A 15,497-nucleotide genomic window follows, 5' to 3' on the forward strand; every position below is an offset into this window, starting at 1 on the left:
CCGTGAGACGCGTCCTCGCCGCGGCGCTCCTCGCCGCCTGCTCCGCCGGGACGGCGACGCAGCCTTCGTCCAACACCACGCCGCCGACGCCCGACGCCGGCGCGGACGCGAACACGGACACCGACGCGGACACCGACGAGCCCCGCGACGACAGCGCCGGCCGCGCGACGGCCTACGTCTTCGACAAACGCGCGTTCGAGCAGCCCGCCGCGACGATGACGGCGGCGGAGCGCAGCGCGTGGATCGCGGGGCAGGCGACCTTCCAGCTCGAGTGGACCGCGAGAGAAGGGACCGATCGCGGCGGCCTCGGACCCACGTTCAACGCGCTGTCGTGCGAGGCGTGCCACGCGAACAACGGCCGTGGTCCGCCGCCGCTCGCGTCGGACGGCGAGCTCGTCACCACGCTGCTCCGCCTCGGCGGCGCCGACGCGTACGGCGATCAGCTCCAGCACCTCGCGAACGAAGGCGTGCCGAGCGAGGGCGTCGCGCGCGTGCGCTGGGAAGAGACGGGCGGGACGTACGGCGACGGCTCCGCGTTCACGCTCCTCCGTCCCGCCGTCCGCGCGGAGCCCGCCCTCGGCGCGTTCCCGCCAGGGACGACGTTCTCGCTCCGCCTCGCCGCGCAGACGTTCGGGACCGGGTTCCTCGAGGCGATCGCGGAGGCGGACATCCTCGCGCGCGAGGATCCGAACGACGCCGACGGCGACGGGATCTCCGGCCGCGCGAACCGCGTGCCCGATCTCCGTCGCGGCGGTACGCGCGTCGGTCGCTTCGGCTGGAAGGCGAGCCATCCCACGGTGGAGCAACAGACCGCGGCCGCGTTCGCCGGCGACATCGGTCTCACGTCGTCGCTCTTCCCCGCCGCGAACTGCCCGCCGCCGCAGATCGAGTGCGCCGCCGCCGCGAGCGCCGCGATCGAGCTCACCGAGAGCCGCCTCGCCGCCGCGACGACCTTCATGCGCGGGACGACGGTGCCGGCGCGGCGCGACGTGCACGCGCCGGAGGTGATCGCGGGCGAGCGCCTCTTCGAGGAGATGCAGTGCGCGCGCTGTCACGTTCCAAGCTTCGTGACCGGCGACGTGCCCGACGCGCCGTTCCTCGCGCACGAGCGCGTGCGGCCGTTCACCGATCTCCTCCTCCACGACATGGGCGAAGGGCTCGCCGATCATCGCCCCGACGTCGAGGCGACCGGCGTCGAGTGGCGCACGCCGCCGCTCTGGGGCCTCGGGTTGCTCCGCGTCGTCAGCGGCCACACGCGCCTCCTCCACGATGGGCGGGCGCGCGATGAAGCCGAGGCGATTCTATGGCACGGCGGCGAAGCGCAGGCCGCCGCCGACCGCTTCCGCCTCGCGCCCGCGAGCGATCGCCGCGCGCTGCTCGCTTTCCTCCGTTCTCTGTGAGCAATCCGAGCTGGCACACGAAAACGGGACTGGCACAGGCGTGGCACGGTAGGATGGGAACCGGTGGGAGCCACGCACGTTTCGACTGTGCCGAGCGTCGAGCCCGGCACGTTTCGCATGCCGCCGCGCTACGACGTGGTGGCACTCCTTGGCAAGGGCGGCGGCGGAGAGGTGTGGGCCGTGCGCGACCGCGTCACCGGCCGGAAGCTCGCGCTGAAGGTGCTCGCCGAAGACGCGGGCGAGGCCGAGGTGATGGCCCTCGTCCGCGAGGCGGTGACGCTCTCCGGCCTCGAGGGCCTCGGCGTCCCGCAGGTGCTCGCGTTCGGCCGCCTCCCCGGGAGCACGCGGCGGTGGCTCGTGCGCGAGCTCGTCGAAGGGCAGAGCCTCGAGGCGGTGTACGCGGGCGTCCCCGCGGGCGACGGCGGGCGCGACTGGCTCGTCCCGCTCGCGAGCGCGGCCGATCAGCTCACGGTGCTCCATCGCGCGGGGCTCCTCCACGGCGACATCAAGCCCGCGAACGTCATCGTCGGTCCCGATCGATCGGGCACCCTCGTCGACCTCGGGCTCGCGACGCCGTGGCGCGAGGGCGGCGCGCGCGCGAAGGGCCTCACGCCGAAGTACGCCGCGCCGGAGCTGTTCCACGGCGAGCCGCTCACCGTGCGCGCCGAGGTCTACGCGCTCGGCGCGACGCTGCGCGACGGCCTCCGCGAGCGACGCACCGACCTCGACGACGCGACGTTCGAGGCGCTCGAGAAGATCGCCGCCCGCGCGACGGCGGACGAGGCGCCGGCGCGGTACCCGAGCGTCGACGAGCTCGCGAGCGCGCTGAAGAGCGCCGCGAAGATCGAGACGCGCGAGATCGGCGTCGCGGAGGCGTGGCCCGTCCTCGGCGCCGACGCGGCCGCGCAGGCGCTCGCCGCCGACGTCGCTCGCCTCGGCCCCGGGCAAGGCCTCGCGATCGTGGGCCCGCGCCGATCGGGCCGCTCCACCCTCGCGCATCGCCTCACCTGGACGCTCGGCGTGAGCGGCGCGCCCGTCGCCGGCGTGCAAGCCGCGCACGACGGGGCGGTGTCCTCGCTCGAGGTGATCGAGATGGAGCTCGCGGCGTGGATGACGAACGGCAAGCCCACCGAGGGCCTCGTCATCGTCGTCGAGGACCTCGCCGATCTCGGCAACGACGCGCGCGCGCGCCTGCGCGAGGTGGCCGACGGCGGCGCGCGCATCGTCGCGGTCGGCGGCGAAGACGAGGTCGCGGCGCTCGTCCCGCGCGGCGCGCGGAGCTTCGTCGTCCCGCCCCTCGACGACGCGAGCGCGGGCGAGCTCGTGAAGCGCGCGATCCCTTCCCTCCCCGACTCGCTCACGAAGCACCTCCTCGAGCGCACGGGGCGCCGGCCCGGCCTCCTCCGCTCGTTCGTGCGGCGGCTCGAGGGTCGCGCCGTCACGTCGATCGAGGAGATCGACGAGCTGCTCGACGCCACCTCGAGCAGGAGCATCCCGCCGACCTCGCAGTCGCGCGACGACTACCTCCGCGAGCTCCGCCGCGCGCTCGAGACCGGACGCTTCGACGTCGCCGCGACCGCGCTCGAGCGCCTCGGGACCGGCCTCGACGACGACGACGCGGTCGAGCTCGCGATCGCGCGATCGCGCGTGTGCCTCGCGCGCGGCGACGCGGCCGGCGCGGCGACCGCGCTCACCGCCGTCGCCGAGCTCGCGAAGAGCTCGCGCCCGTGGAAGATCGCGCGCGCCCGCACCTTCACGCGCGCCGGCGACTACGCCGCCGCCGCCCGCCTCGCGGAGGAAGCCGCGCGCGGCGAGGAGGACGCGATCGCGGCCGACGCCCTCGCGGTGCAGGGCGTCGCCCTCGCGTACACCGGCGACGAGGCGACCGCGAAGGCGGCGCTCGAGCGCGCGGTCGCGCTCGCGCAACAGGTGCAAGATGCACGCACCGAGGCGGTCGCCCTCGTCTCGATGGCGATCCTCCATCAGCGCGGCGGCCGCGCGAAGGAGGCGCGCGAGGCGTACGAGGCCGCGCTCGTCCGCGCGGAGAAGGCGCGCGACGCGTGGATGCTCGCGAACACGCGCCTCAACCTCGCGACGATCACGCAGAACGACGGCGACCTCGCGCAGGCGATCGTCCACCTCGAGGCCGCGATCGACATGGGCCGCCGCGCGGGCGCGCTCCTCGTCGTGCAGCAAGCCCTCTTCAACCTCGCGAACCTCGACCTCTACCTCGGGCGGTTCGCGCGCGCGGGCGCGTCGATCGAGAACCTCACCGAGCAGCGCGACAGGCTCGCGCCGGTCGCGCGCGCGCAGCTGCTCGGGCTCCAGGCCGAGCACGCGACGCGCCTCGGCGACATCGAGCGCGGCGCGCGCCTCTACGAGCTCTGCGCCGACGCGTACGACGCGGTCGGCCGCCCGCTCGACGCGGCCGAGGCGCGGCTCGAGGGGATCTTGATCCGCCTCGGCGCGACGACGAACGATCCCGGCGACGCGGTGGAGGCGGCCGCCCTCGCGCGCGAGGTCGACGCGCTCGCGGAGCGGCTCGGCGAAGGCGGCTTCCGCGAGCACGAGGCGCTCGCCGGCATCGTCCGCGGATCGCTCGCGCTCGCCCGCGGCGACGAGGAGCTCGCGCGCGCCGCGCTCGACGCCGCCTACGAACGCGCGGTGCAGTCCGGACAGCGCGAGTGGTCGTGGCGCGCCCTCGACGCCCGCGCGCGCCTCGCCGCGATGCAAGGCGCGATCTCGCTCGCGCGCCGCGACACCGACGCGTCGCTCGCGATGCTCGAGGAGACCGCGCGCAAGCTGCCGCGCGATCTCCGCGAGGTCTTCTGGAACGATCCGCGCCGGCGCGCGATCCGGCAGGCGCACACCGCGACGATGCCGGTCCTCTCCGGCGGGTCGGCGCCGTTCGCGCGCGGCATGACGACGGGGCTCACCCGCACCGCGTCGATCACGAGCATGGGGATCCCGATGCCGGCGGAGGACCGGCTCATGCGCATCTTCGAGATCACGCGCGACCTCGCCCGCGAGCGCGATCTCCCGCGCCTCCTCCAGCAGGTGACCGATCACGCGGTCGGCCTCCTCGGCGCGGAGCGCGGGCTCATCGTGCTCGTGAACGACGAAGGCGAGGTCGTCGCCCACACCGCGCGCGGGAGCAAAGGCGAGGAGTCGCACACGAACTTCTCGCGCAGCGTCGCCGAGCGCGTCATCCGCGAGGGCGAGCCCGTCATCGCGACGAGCGCGCGCGACGACGAGCGGCTCGCGCAGGCGGTCTCCGTCCATCAGCTCATGATCCAGTCGATCGCGTGCGTCCCGATCCGCGGCGCGGAGGCGGGCGCGCGCACGATCGGCGCGCTCTACCTCGAGACGCGGCTCCGCCCCGGCGTCCGCTTCCGCGACGAGCTCCCCACCCTCGCCGCGTTCGCGGATCAGGCCGCGATCGCGATCGAGTCCGCGCGCGTGCTCGACGAGCTGCGCCGCCGGAGCGACGAGCTCGCGAAGGCGAACGCCGAGCTCGCCGCCGCACGCGACAAGCTCGCCGAGCGCCTCGAGTCGCGCACCGAGCAGCTCACCACCGCGCGCCGCGAGCTGAAGCAGGCGCGCTCGGAGCTCCGCGGGCACTTCGGCTACGGCGGCCTCATCGGCACGAGCGCGGCGATGCGGAAGGTCTACGCGCTCATCGATCGGATCAAGGACGCCGACGTCCCCGTCCTCATCACCGGCGAGAGCGGCACCGGCAAGGAGGTCATCGCGAAGGCGATCCACGCCGCCGGTCCGCGCAGCAAGTCGCCGTTCCTCGGCGTGAACTGCGGCGCGATCCCGGCGAACCTCCTCGAGAGCGAGCTCTTCGGCCACGTGCGCGGCGCGTTCACCGGCGCCGATCGCGATCGCAAGGGCCTCTTCCGCGAGGCCGACAGCGGGACGATCCTGCTCGACGAGATCGGCGAGATGCCGCTCAAGATGCAGGCCGGCCTCCTCCGCGTGCTGCAGGAGAAGACCGTGCGCCCGGTCGGCGGGGCGAAGGAAGAGAGCTGCAACGCGCGCGTCGTCGCGGCGACGAACCGAGACCTGTCGCACATGGTCGCGGAGGGCTCGTTCCGCGAGGACCTCTTCTATCGTCTTCACGTCATCGAGCTGAAGATCCCGCCGCTGCGCGAGCGCGCGGAGGACATCCCCGCGCTGATCGATCATTTCCTCAAGCTCTTCTCCGCGCGCCACAAGCGTGAGCGAAAGGCGATGGACCGCGCCGCGGTGCGACGGCTCCAGGCCTACGACTGGCCGGGCAACGTGCGGCAGCTCGAGCACGTGCTGCTCAACGCGTGGCTGCTCTCGGAGGAAGACGAGATCGTCGAGGACGACCTCGACCTCCCGAGCACGAGCACGCGCCCCGCCGCGCCCGAGGCGGCGACGGCCGCGCCACGTCCCGCCCCGGAGGCGAAGCGACCGCGGAACGAGGAGGAGCACAAGGGCGGAGAGAAGGAGAAGATCCTCGCCGCGCTCGCGAAGTCGAACTGGAACCGCGTCCAGGCGGCGAAGTTGATCGGCATCCCGCGCCGCACGTTCTACCGCCGGCTGAAGGAATACGGGATCGTCTGAGCTAAGCTCCCGGCGGTGAGCCATCCGCTCGTCCGCACCGGTCGCAACTACCTGATCGCGGGCGCCCTCTTCGGCGTCATCGCGCCGGTGCCGTCCATCGTTGGGCTCGGGCTCTCGCCGGCGACGTTGCTCGCCGGCCTCGCCTCCGCGTTCTTCCTCTGGAACGGTCGCGCGCTCCGGACGTCGGGGATCGCGATCCCCCTCCTCACGGAGTCGCTCTCGCTCATCACGAAGGGCAAGCTCGAGGAGGCCGAGGCGGTCCCCGGCGCGCTCCCGCCCGCCGTCGCGCGGAAGCCGATGATCGCGCGCGCGATCACGTCCCAGCGCGCGCTCATCGCGCTGATGCGCGGAGACACCGCGCGCGCCGAGGCGGTCGCGACCGAGAGCGTCGCGCTGCCGGGCGGGTTCTTCACCCGCGACTGGGACGAGGTCCAGCGCACCGAGGCGCTCGCCACGCGCGCGCTCGCCCGCGCGGCGCAGGGTGAGAGCGCGAAGGCGCTCGAGGACGCGGCCGCGATCGAGGCGTCGAGCCACGCGCTCTCGTCCGCGCTCGCGCGCGCCTCGCTCGTGCGCGCGATCGTGCTCTCGCGGAGCGGCGACAAGACGGCCCTCGGCGACCACCTCAAGGCGCACGGCTCGCTCATCCTCGAGTACGTGATGCCGCGCGAGCGGAGCCTCGCCCGCGCGCTCCGCGCGATGGCGTGCGTGCCGGGCAAGAGCGTCTACCGCGAAGCGGCGCGCCCGGCCGATCAGTCGACGGAAGAAGGCAGCGTGCGGAGCTGGATCGGCCAGGTCGCGCCCGACGCGGCGGGGTATGCGCCGCGCGAGGTCTACGTCGACGGCGGGGAGGCGCCGGCGCCGCAGGCCGATCCCGTCGCGATGCGCACGATCGCGAACGCGCGCGCCGCGGCGACGCCCCCGAAGAGGAACAAGATGCTCGCCCCCTGGGCCGTGATCATCTTGTTGCTCGTCTCCGTCTGGGGCTGGCTCTCGCCTTCCGAGCAGGAGCCCGACGTTCCGGCGCCGGCCTCCGCCGAGCCGTCGTCCTTCGGCATCTGGGACTTCTCGCTCGGCTTGATCGCGGTCCTCGTCGCGTTCGTGGCCTGGTGGATGCGCCGGTATCGCAGCCAGCAGCGCCGGATCTTCGCCGCGGACCGCGACATCGCGCTCGGACGCACCGACGCCGGACGCAAGGAGCTCCTCACGCTCTCGACGAGCCCGTACCCAGCGCTCGCCGCGAGCGCGCGCCTGGCGCTCGCCGCGCTCGCGAACAAGGAGGGCCGCTTCGCCGAGGCGGTGATCGAGGCCGACCTCGGCATCGCGCTCTGCAACAAGAACCCGACCACGCGCGCGTTGACGAGCGACCACTGCGCGCCGGCGCTCCTCGGCGAGCGCGCGCTGGCGCTGGCGGCGATGGACCGACACGCCGAGGCCGAGACCGAGCTCGCGAACCTCACGAACGGGTTCCCGACCTACGCGCTCATGTCGCGCGCGCTCTTCCGCGTCCGCCTCGTCGCCGCGGTGCGCCGTCGCGATCTCGAAGCGGCCGCGCGCATCGCGCTGTCGCGGCGCCCGGAGATGCCGCTCGACTTGAAGATCGATCTCCTCGCCGACGTCGCGCTCGCCGCCTCGGGCGACCCAATGAGCGCCGACGAACGCGAACGCATCGCGATCGAGCTACGCGCGATGCCGGAGGTCAGCGCCTGGGTCGAACGCGTCGCCGGCGATCTCTCCCGCATCCGCGTCCCTCCCGCCACCCTCGACGAGAAGGAGGACCCGCAAGGCGCGGCACGCCGTGAGCTACGCTCAGCGGGCTACCGGTCGAATCGAACGCCACACGCGCCAGATATGGAGGACTCTGCCGACGCGATCGAATGTAAGCGCCACACGGATTGAAGCTCACGACTTCGGGCGTAGGCGCTCGAGCAACTCCTTGGTCGTGATCGGAGGACCCGCGGTCGCCTCCATCGCCTCCTCGAGCGCGTCGGCTTCTTCCGGCGACAGTGGGACGTCGAGCGGCTTCGCATTGTCGAGCGCCGCGAGCACCGGATCCCCCTGGGTGGCGAGAGCTGCTTTTGGAGTGCTCACCACGGAGAGCTTACCGCGGCGTTGCGCAGGGGAGGGCGTTACGCGCGGAGAACAGGGGTGGATCCCGATGGAGCCACGATCTGCAGAATCACCTCCAATTTTGGCCACAGGGCCCACCAAAACGTCGGGGTTTGTGTAGGATACGGGCCTACAGTGTACGGGCCCGGCACTTGCTACATCGTTCTTCGTCGTGACTGATTTCGAGATTCAATACGCGGCCCATACCGCGACCTGCACCTTCCTCCTCGACTCCGAGGGGATCTGTCGCCGGATCGTGATGGTGCCGAACGCCAACGCGACCCGCACCCGCGAGGCCTCACGCGCGGCCGCTCGCTGCGTCGGGGCGCAGTACGTCGCGTCGCTCGACGCGTCGCTCGCGGGAATGCTCTCGGACATGCCGAAGGTCGGCACCTCGATGCTCTTCGCCCGCACCGACGAGCGCGGTCGCATCTCGCTCGTCCGCACCGGTCACGTCACGCGCTTCGAACGTCACGTCGAAGATCCCTTCATCGAGCAGGAGCGCCCGAGCGTCGTCGCGACGTCAGCGCCGCCGATCTCGCCGTCGATCATGCCGACGCAGCGCATGCCGCGCACGACGATCCCGCCCGATCCCTACGAGGCCGGACACCTCGACGACCGCACGATGCCCGTCCGTCCGAGCGACGTCCGCGCGCTCCGCCCGAGCGCGACCGACCCCGAGCCGCCCACGATGCGCACGCCCTTCGTCGGCCCGCCGCCGGCCCGCTCCCCCGGCGAGCACGTCCCTCGGACACGCAGCGAGGTCGTCCCGCGCCCGAACGCGACGCTCGAGCCCGTGCGCCCGCTCATCCGTCGCCGCGCCGGGGCCTGACCCTAACCCCGCAGAATCTGCGGCAGCGCCGACCCCAAGAGTCCATGGACTCTGGGGCCGGACAATGTTACTCGCGGGCCGTTTCCACGCCGGTTCATCCGGTTGTCGAAAGGCCCCCGAGGACCCATGTCGCTGCTCGCAGTGAGCACCTTCGAAGCATCCACGAACGCCGAAGGCGGCGGAGTGAATGTCGATCTCGACGCATCGCTCGTCGTCCAGATCGGCCTCTTCCTCCTCCTCCTCGTCATCCTGAAGCCGCTCCTGTTCGACCCGCTGCTCAAGCTCTTCGAAGAGCGCGAGAAGCGCATCGAAGGGACACGCCGCGAGGCGACGAAGGAAGACGAGCGCTCCGCGAAGGCGCTCGCCAAATACGAGGGCGTCCTCGCGAAGGCCCGCGAGGCCGGCGGCCTCGAGCGCGACCAGCTCCGCGCGGAAGGCGCGAAGAAAGAGGCCGAGATCATGGCCCGCGTCCGCGCTCAGACGGCCGCCACCCTCGAGCAAGGCCGCAAGGCGATCGCCGACGAGGCCAAGACGGCCCGCGCCGCGCTGGAAGCGGAGTCCGCCGCGCTCGGCGGCGCGATCGCCTCCCGCGTCCTCGGCCGCGAGGTGTCGCCATGAGCGCCATGAGCCGGAAAATGAAGCTCACGCTCATCGCGGCCGCGCTCGTCACGAGCGTCGCCACGATCTCGTACGCGCAGCAGCACGAGGGCGACCCGCACGCGGCCGATCCGCACGCGCCGGCCGGCGCGACCACGGCCGCGCAGCACGGCTCCGAGCACGGCGCGGAGCACGGCTCCGAGCACGCGGCGGCGGGGCATCATGGGCCCGAGCCGATCAACTGGACGGACATCTCCGACAAGTCGCGCCCCGCGTTCCTCGCGCTCGCGGTGAACTTCGGGCTCCTCCTCGCGATCTACTTCGCGATCGGCAAGAAGCCCGTCGTCGAGGGCCTCAAGAAGCGCCGCGTCGACATCGGCAAGGACATCGACGACGCGCGCAAGATGCTCGAAGAGGCGAAGGAGCGCGCCAAGAAGTACCAGGCCGACCTCAAGAACGCCGACGTCGACGCCGCGACCGCGAAGGCGTCGCTCGTCAGCGCCGGCAAGGGCGAGGTCGAGCGCGTCCTCTCCGAGGCGGAGGAGAAGGCCGAGCGCATGAAGCGCGACGCCGAGCGCCTCGTCGAGCAGGAGCAGAAGCAGCTCCGCCAGGACATCCTCCTCGAGACGATCGACCGCGCGATGACGCAGGCGCAGACGATCCTCGAGAAGAGCGCGACCTCCGAGGACCACGCCCGCCTCGCGCAGGAGCTCCTCGCCGAGCTCGCGCGGAGGCCCGCCGCTCCCCGCGTCGCCCGCCCCGGAGGTGCATCGTGATCCCCGGCATCATCGCCCGCCGCTACGCGACCGCGCTCCTCGAGCTCGGCGTGGAGACCAACACGCTCGACGCCCTCGTCGACGAGATCGGCCGCGCGGCGCAGGCCTACGACACGAGCCCCGAGCTCCGCTCCGCCCTCGCCGATCCGCTCGTCCCGATCCAGGCGAAGCACGCGATCCTCGCGGAGGTGGGGCAGCGCCTCGGCCTCGGCCAGGCCTCGAAGAACGTCTTCAAGATGCTCCTCGATCGCCGCCGCGTGCAGGCGATCGTCCCGATCGCGCAGCGCCTCAAGGAGATGGCCGACGACAAACGCGGCGTCGTCCGCGCCGAGGTCCTCACCGCGATGCCGCTCCCGGAGGAGTACTTCACGCAGCTCCAGCAGCAGCTCGAGCGCGTCACCGGTCGCCGCATCGCGCTCGACCGCAAGCTCGACCCGACGCTCATCTGCGGCGTCGTCGCCCGCGTCGGCGACACGATCTACGACGGCTCGCTCATGTCGCGCCTCCGTCAGATCAAAGACTCGATGCTTCCTAACTGAGTAAGGAAAGACCTAGAAAATGCAGCTCCGCGCTGAAGAGATCTCGTCGATCATCAAGAAGCAGATCCAGTCGTACGAGCGCCAGGCGCTCACGACGGAGACCGGCACCGTCCTCAGCATCGGCGACGGTATCGCGCGCATCTACGGCCTCGAAGGCGTCCAGTCGGGCGAGCTCCTCGAGTTCCCCGGCGGCCTCATGGGCCTCGCGCTGAACCTCGAGGCCGACAACGTCGGCGCCGCGCTCTTCGGCGACGTCGCGGGCATCAAGGAAGGCGCCATCGTCAAGCGCACGAGCCGCATCATGGAGGTCCCCGTCGGCGAGGCCCTCATCGGCCGCGTCGTCAACGCGCTCGGCCTCCCGATCGACGGCAAGGGCCCGATCGAGACGCCGCACAAGCGCCGCGTCGAGATCAAGGCGCCGGGCATCCTCCAGCGCCAGCCGGTCAAGGAGCCGCTCCAGACGGGCATCAAGGCGATCGACGCGATGGTCCCGATCGGCCGCGGCCAGCGCGAGCTCATCATCGGCGACCGCCAGACCGGCAAGACCGCGGTCGCGATCGACACGATCATCAACCAGAAGGGGCAGGGCGTTTACTGCTTCTACATCGCGGTCGGGCAGAAGCAGTCCACGATCGCGTCCGTCGTCGACAAGCTCACCCAGAACGGCGCGATGGAGTACACCACCATCGTCGTCGCCGGCGCTTCGGAGAGCGCGCCGCTCCAGTACATCGCGCCGTACACCGGCGTCACGATGGCGGAGTACTTCCGCGACAGCGGGCGCCACGCGCTCTGCATCTACGACGACCTCTCGAAGCAGGCGGTCGCGTACCGCCAGCTCTCGCTCCTCCTCCGCCGCCCGCCGGGCCGCGAGGCGTACCCGGGCGACGTCTTCTACATCCACTCGCGCCTCCTCGAGCGCGCGGCGCGCATGGCCGACCGCCTCCGCGTCGTGCCGAAGGGCAAAAAGTACGACGACGAGCCGAGCGCCACGATCCACATCGGCGAGCAGGGCCACGAGTCGAGCGAGCACGAGCTCTGGCAGAAGGCCGACAGCGCGCTCTTCGACAAGTGGCAGAAGGCGCCCGAGAAGACGAAGGACGAGAAGGCGGCGAAGGACGCGCTGAAGAAGGAGCTCTCCGGCAAGGCGAAGGAGTCCGGCTTCGAGATCGCGAAGGACCCGCTCTCGGGCGGCTCGCTCACCGCGCTCCCGATCATCGAGACCCAGGCCGGCGACGTCTCGGCGTACATCCCGACCAACGTGATCTCGATCACCGACGGTCAGATCTTCCTCGAGGCGGACCTCTTCTTCTCCGGCGTCCGCCCCGCGATCAACGTCGGCATCTCCGTCAGCCGCGTCGGCGGCAACGCGCAGATCAAGGCGATGAAGTCGGTCGCCGGCACGCTGAAGCTCGACCTCGCGCAGTACCGCGAGAAGGCGGCGTTCTCGCAGTTCGCGTCCGACCTCGACCAGGTCACGCGCAACATGCTCGAGCGCGGCGCGCGCCTCGTCGAGATCCTGAAGCAGGGCCAGTACGTCCCGCTCCAGGTCGAGCGTCAGATCGTCATCATCTACGCCGCGACGAACGGCTTCGTCGACACGCTCGAGGTCGGCAAGCTCGCCGAGTACGAGAAGCAGCTGATGGCCTTCCTCGACTCGAAGTACCCGCAGGTCTTCGAGGGGATCCGCGCGAAGAAGGTCATCGACGACGAGAACAAGAAGACGCTCGAGAAGGCGCTGAAGGAGTTCGGCACCGGCTTCGGCGGCAAGGGCGGCGGCGAAAAGGCCGAAAAAGCCGAGAAGGCCGAGAAGGCCGAGAAGAAGTCCAAGAAGGCCGAGAAAGCCGACTGACCGATGGCGTCGCTCAAGACAATCCGCAAGCGCATCACGAGCGTCAAGGCGACGCAGAAGATCACGCGCGCGATGAAGATGGTCGCCGGCGCGCGCCTCAACCGCGCGCAGATGCGCATCACGGCGCTGCGCCCGTACGCGCTCAAGGTCCAGGAGGTCTTGAACGACGTGTCGGCGGCGATGATCGAGAAGGTCACCGACTCCGAGCACGGCTCGGGTGAAGCGGAGACGCTGCACCCGCTCCTCGAGCGTCGCGCGGAGAAGAAGGTGCTCTTCCTCGTCATGTCCGGCGACCGCGGCCTCTCCGGCGCGTTCAACGGCAACGTGAACAAGGCCGCCGAGCGCAACTGGAAGAAGAAGCAGGAGGAGGGCGTCGACGTGCGCTTCGCCACCGTCGGGCGCAAGGCGCGCGAGTTCCTCACCCGCCGCCGCGGCAACGTGGTGAAGGACTTCCCGCGCTTCCTCGACGGGCTCGACATGAGCAAGGCGAAGATCATCGCCGACTACGTCGTGAAGACCTTCCAGAGCGGCGAGATCGACGCGGTCTACCTCGTCTACAACGAGTTCAAGAGCGCGATGACGCAGCGCACGACGATGGAGCAGCTGCTTCCGCCGCCGCCGCCGTCGGAGGTGAGCAAGCCGAAGGACGGCGTCGCCCCCACGATCGGCTTCGAGCCGAACGAGCACATCGTGCTGGAGCGCCTCGTCCCGATGTACGTGGAGATCTCGATCTACCGCGCGCTCCTCGAGACGCAGGCCGGCTTCTTCGGCGCCCAGATGACGGCGATGGACTCCGCGACCCGCAACGCGAAGGACATGATCGCGAGGCTCTCGCTCCAATACAACCGCGCCCGCCAGGCCGCGATCACGAAGGAGCTCATGGAGATCATCGGCGGCGCCGAGGCCCTCAAGGACTAGCCTGACGCCCTGTCACTGCGGCGGCGCGAAAGGGCGCTTCAGGTCGTCGACGCAGGCTCGATCGCGCATCGCCTTGCAGGCCTGGTAGACGAGGTTGACCTCTTCCTCGGTGGCCTGACCGCGTCGCGCCTTCGACTCGAGGAGCGCTCGCACGGTGGCGGGGTCGTCGAGGAGCGCCGCCTCGCGCGCCCGCTCGATCGGCGTTCGCTTCGGTGCCGCCGACGACGCCGCCGCGACCGGCTTGCGCACGACCACCGACGCCGAAGGCGCGGGCTCCACCGGCTCGGGCGGAGGCTCGGCCGTCACGGCGGCGCGCGGGATCGGCTCGCTCACCGGCTCGGACGTCGCGAGAGCGGAGGCGGGCGCGAGAGGAGCGGGAGCGGAGGCGGGCGTGGGCGCGGACGCGAACGAGGGCGGGCGAACTTCGTCGCTCTTCTTCGCGCGGAGGAGGAGCACGAGCAAGCCGATCGCGAGCGTGCTCGCGATGCCGATGGCGAGCGCGACGAGGCGGGTGAGCTCGCTCGGCGTCGCGGGCGGCATCGTGACGTTCGGCGCGCTCGCCACGCCGGCGCTCGTCGTGAGGCCGGTCCGCGAGGCGAGGTCGGGACCGCCCTCGATCGGAAGGGGTACCGGCGGGAGCCGCGGCGCGCTCGGCGGAGCGACGCGCGACGGCACCTGGAACGCCTCGAGCTTGGTCGTCTGCTTCACCGCCGCGGCGGCGCGCGCGATCGCGGCGCGGATCGCGGGCTCGTCGTCGATCGTGATCTTGCGCGTCGACTCCTGCGCCGGGCGCGGCACCGCCGACGCGTCGACGGTGGGGCTCTTCAGCATCGGCGCGGTCGGGTCTTCCGTCCGCTCTTCGGCGACGCGGATCGCGCGCGCGAGCGCGGTGCGCCGCTGCTCGGTCTCGCCGCCGAGGTACTTCTGGAGGCACGCGCTCACGGCGTTCGGAGCGCCGGCGAGCCCCGTCTCCTCGATCGCCGCGCCGAGCGCGTCCGCGCCGGCGTAGCGCGCGCCGAGGTCGTGCGCGAGCGCGCGCGCGACGATCGCCGCGACCGCGGCCGGGACCGAGGCCGGCAGCGGCGCGGGCGGGTGGCCGCGCTCGAGGAGGTGGAGCAGCGCGAGCTGGTTGTCCGCTTCGTACGGCGGACGCGAGGCGAGGAGGTGATAGAGGACGGCCCCCACCGCCCAGACGTCGGCGCGGCGATCGACCGGTCGCGCGAGCGCCTGCTCCGGCGCCATGTATTGCAGCTTCCCCTTGATGAAGCCGGTGTTCGTCTTGATCGCGCTCCGGTTCGCGGCCTTGGCGACGCCGAAGTCGATGACCTTCGAGACGCCGGCCACGCTCACGAGGATGTTCTGCGGTGAGACGTCACGATGAACGACCGCGAGGAGCTCACCCTCGTTCGAGCGGAGCTCGTGCGCGTTGTGCAAACCGGCGCAGACGTCGGCCATGACGCGGAGCGCGACGGGGAGCGGGAACCGGTCGCCGCTCGCCGCGATCGCCTTCCGGAGCTTCGTCAGCGCGTGGCCGTCGATGTACTCCATGACGAGGTAGACGATCCCCTCGTCGTCGCCGAGGTCGTGGATGTGAGCGACGTTCGGGTGCTCGATCCGCGACGCGATGCGCGCCTCGTCGAAGAACATCTCCTGGAACGTCTCGTCCTGCGAGTGGCTCGACAGGATCATCTTGATCGCGACGAGCTTCTCGAAGCCGCGCTTGCGGATGAGACGCGCGATCCACACCGCCGCCATCCCGCCCTGCCCGACCGGGCAGAGCAGCTCGTAATCGCCCAGGCGATCGCCCGCGGAGAACGACGTATCGACGACCGGCTTCAGGACACCCCCTGACCTCCAAGAAAAAGGCATTCGCGAAGCGAATGC

Annotated in this window: 11 protein-coding genes; 9 read left to right on the plus strand and 2 right to left on the minus strand. The window is 71.6% G+C overall.

The genetic code is table 11. The features are described 5' to 3' along the window. The first annotated feature begins 2 nt into the window (after positions 1 to 2). The 3 genes from KF837_36545 to KF837_36555 all read left to right on the plus strand — a co-directional run bounded on the left by KF837_36545 (position 3) and on the right by KF837_36555 (position 7,892). Positions 3 to 1,400, plus strand: a complete 1,398-nt coding sequence (locus tag KF837_36545) for a thiol oxidoreductase (protein ID MBX3232891.1) — start codon at positions 3 to 5, stop codon at positions 1,398 to 1,400. Between the two features lie 117 nt (positions 1,401 to 1,517). Next, complete coding sequence (locus KF837_36550; protein MBX3232892.1) at positions 1,518 to 5,996, plus strand: sigma 54-interacting transcriptional regulator; 4,479 nt, start codon at positions 1,518 to 1,520, stop codon at positions 5,994 to 5,996. 15 nt (positions 5,997 to 6,011) lie between these two features. Next, positions 6,012 to 7,892: a hypothetical protein gene (locus tag KF837_36555; GenBank protein ID MBX3232893.1), complete on the plus strand. Its 1,881-nt coding sequence runs from the start codon at positions 6,012 to 6,014 to the stop codon at positions 7,890 to 7,892. Between the two features lie 3 nt (positions 7,893 to 7,895). Here KF837_36555 and KF837_36560 read toward each other — a convergent pair whose 3' ends face one another. Continuing rightward, on the minus strand, positions 7,896 to 8,084 hold the full coding sequence (locus tag KF837_36560) for a hypothetical protein (protein ID MBX3232894.1): 189 nt from the start codon (positions 8,082 to 8,084) through the stop codon (positions 7,896 to 7,898). A 190-nt stretch (positions 8,085 to 8,274) separates the two neighbouring features. On the opposite strand from KF837_36560, the gene KF837_36565 reads away from it, so the two are divergent. The 6 genes from KF837_36565 (at position 8,275) to atpG (ending at position 13,613) form a co-directional block, all read left to right on the plus strand. Then, positions 8,275 to 8,934: a hypothetical protein gene (locus KF837_36565; protein ID MBX3232895.1), complete on the plus strand. Its 660-nt coding sequence runs from the start codon at positions 8,275 to 8,277 to the stop codon at positions 8,932 to 8,934. A gap of 126 nt (positions 8,935 to 9,060) precedes the next feature. After that, positions 9,061 to 9,552, plus strand: a complete 492-nt coding sequence (locus KF837_36570; protein MBX3232896.1) for a H(+)-transporting ATPase — start codon at positions 9,061 to 9,063, stop codon at positions 9,550 to 9,552. Between the two features lie 17 nt (positions 9,553 to 9,569). Beyond that, on the plus strand, positions 9,570 to 10,307 hold the full coding sequence (locus KF837_36575; GenBank protein MBX3232897.1) for an ATP synthase F0 subunit B: 738 nt from the start codon (positions 9,570 to 9,572) through the stop codon (positions 10,305 to 10,307). Next, a complete protein-coding gene (gene atpH / locus KF837_36580; GenBank protein MBX3232898.1) occupies positions 10,304 to 10,846 on the plus strand; it encodes an ATP synthase F1 subunit delta in 543 nt (180 codons plus the stop codon). The genes KF837_36575 and atpH overlap by 4 nt, the downstream gene beginning before the upstream one ends. A gap of 19 nt (positions 10,847 to 10,865) precedes the next feature. Further along, complete coding sequence (gene atpA / locus KF837_36585; protein ID MBX3232899.1) at positions 10,866 to 12,695, plus strand: F0F1 ATP synthase subunit alpha; 1,830 nt, start codon at positions 10,866 to 10,868, stop codon at positions 12,693 to 12,695. A 3-nt stretch (positions 12,696 to 12,698) separates the two neighbouring features. After that, the gene (gene atpG / locus KF837_36590; GenBank protein ID MBX3232900.1) at positions 12,699 to 13,613 is read left to right on the plus strand and encodes an ATP synthase F1 subunit gamma; all 915 of its coding nucleotides are present in this window, start codon (positions 12,699 to 12,701) and stop codon (positions 13,611 to 13,613) included. Between the two features lie 12 nt (positions 13,614 to 13,625). Here the strand turns inward: atpG and KF837_36595 are convergent, their stop codons facing one another. Continuing rightward, complete coding sequence (locus KF837_36595) at positions 13,626 to 15,482, minus strand: serine/threonine protein kinase (protein MBX3232901.1); 1,857 nt, start codon at positions 15,480 to 15,482, stop codon at positions 13,626 to 13,628. Positions 15,483 to 15,497 lie beyond the last annotated feature (15 nt).

It is taken from the genome of Labilithrix sp. (genome assembly GCA_019637155.1).
Taxonomy (GTDB): Bacteria; Myxococcota_A; Polyangia; order Polyangiales; family Polyangiaceae; genus Labilithrix.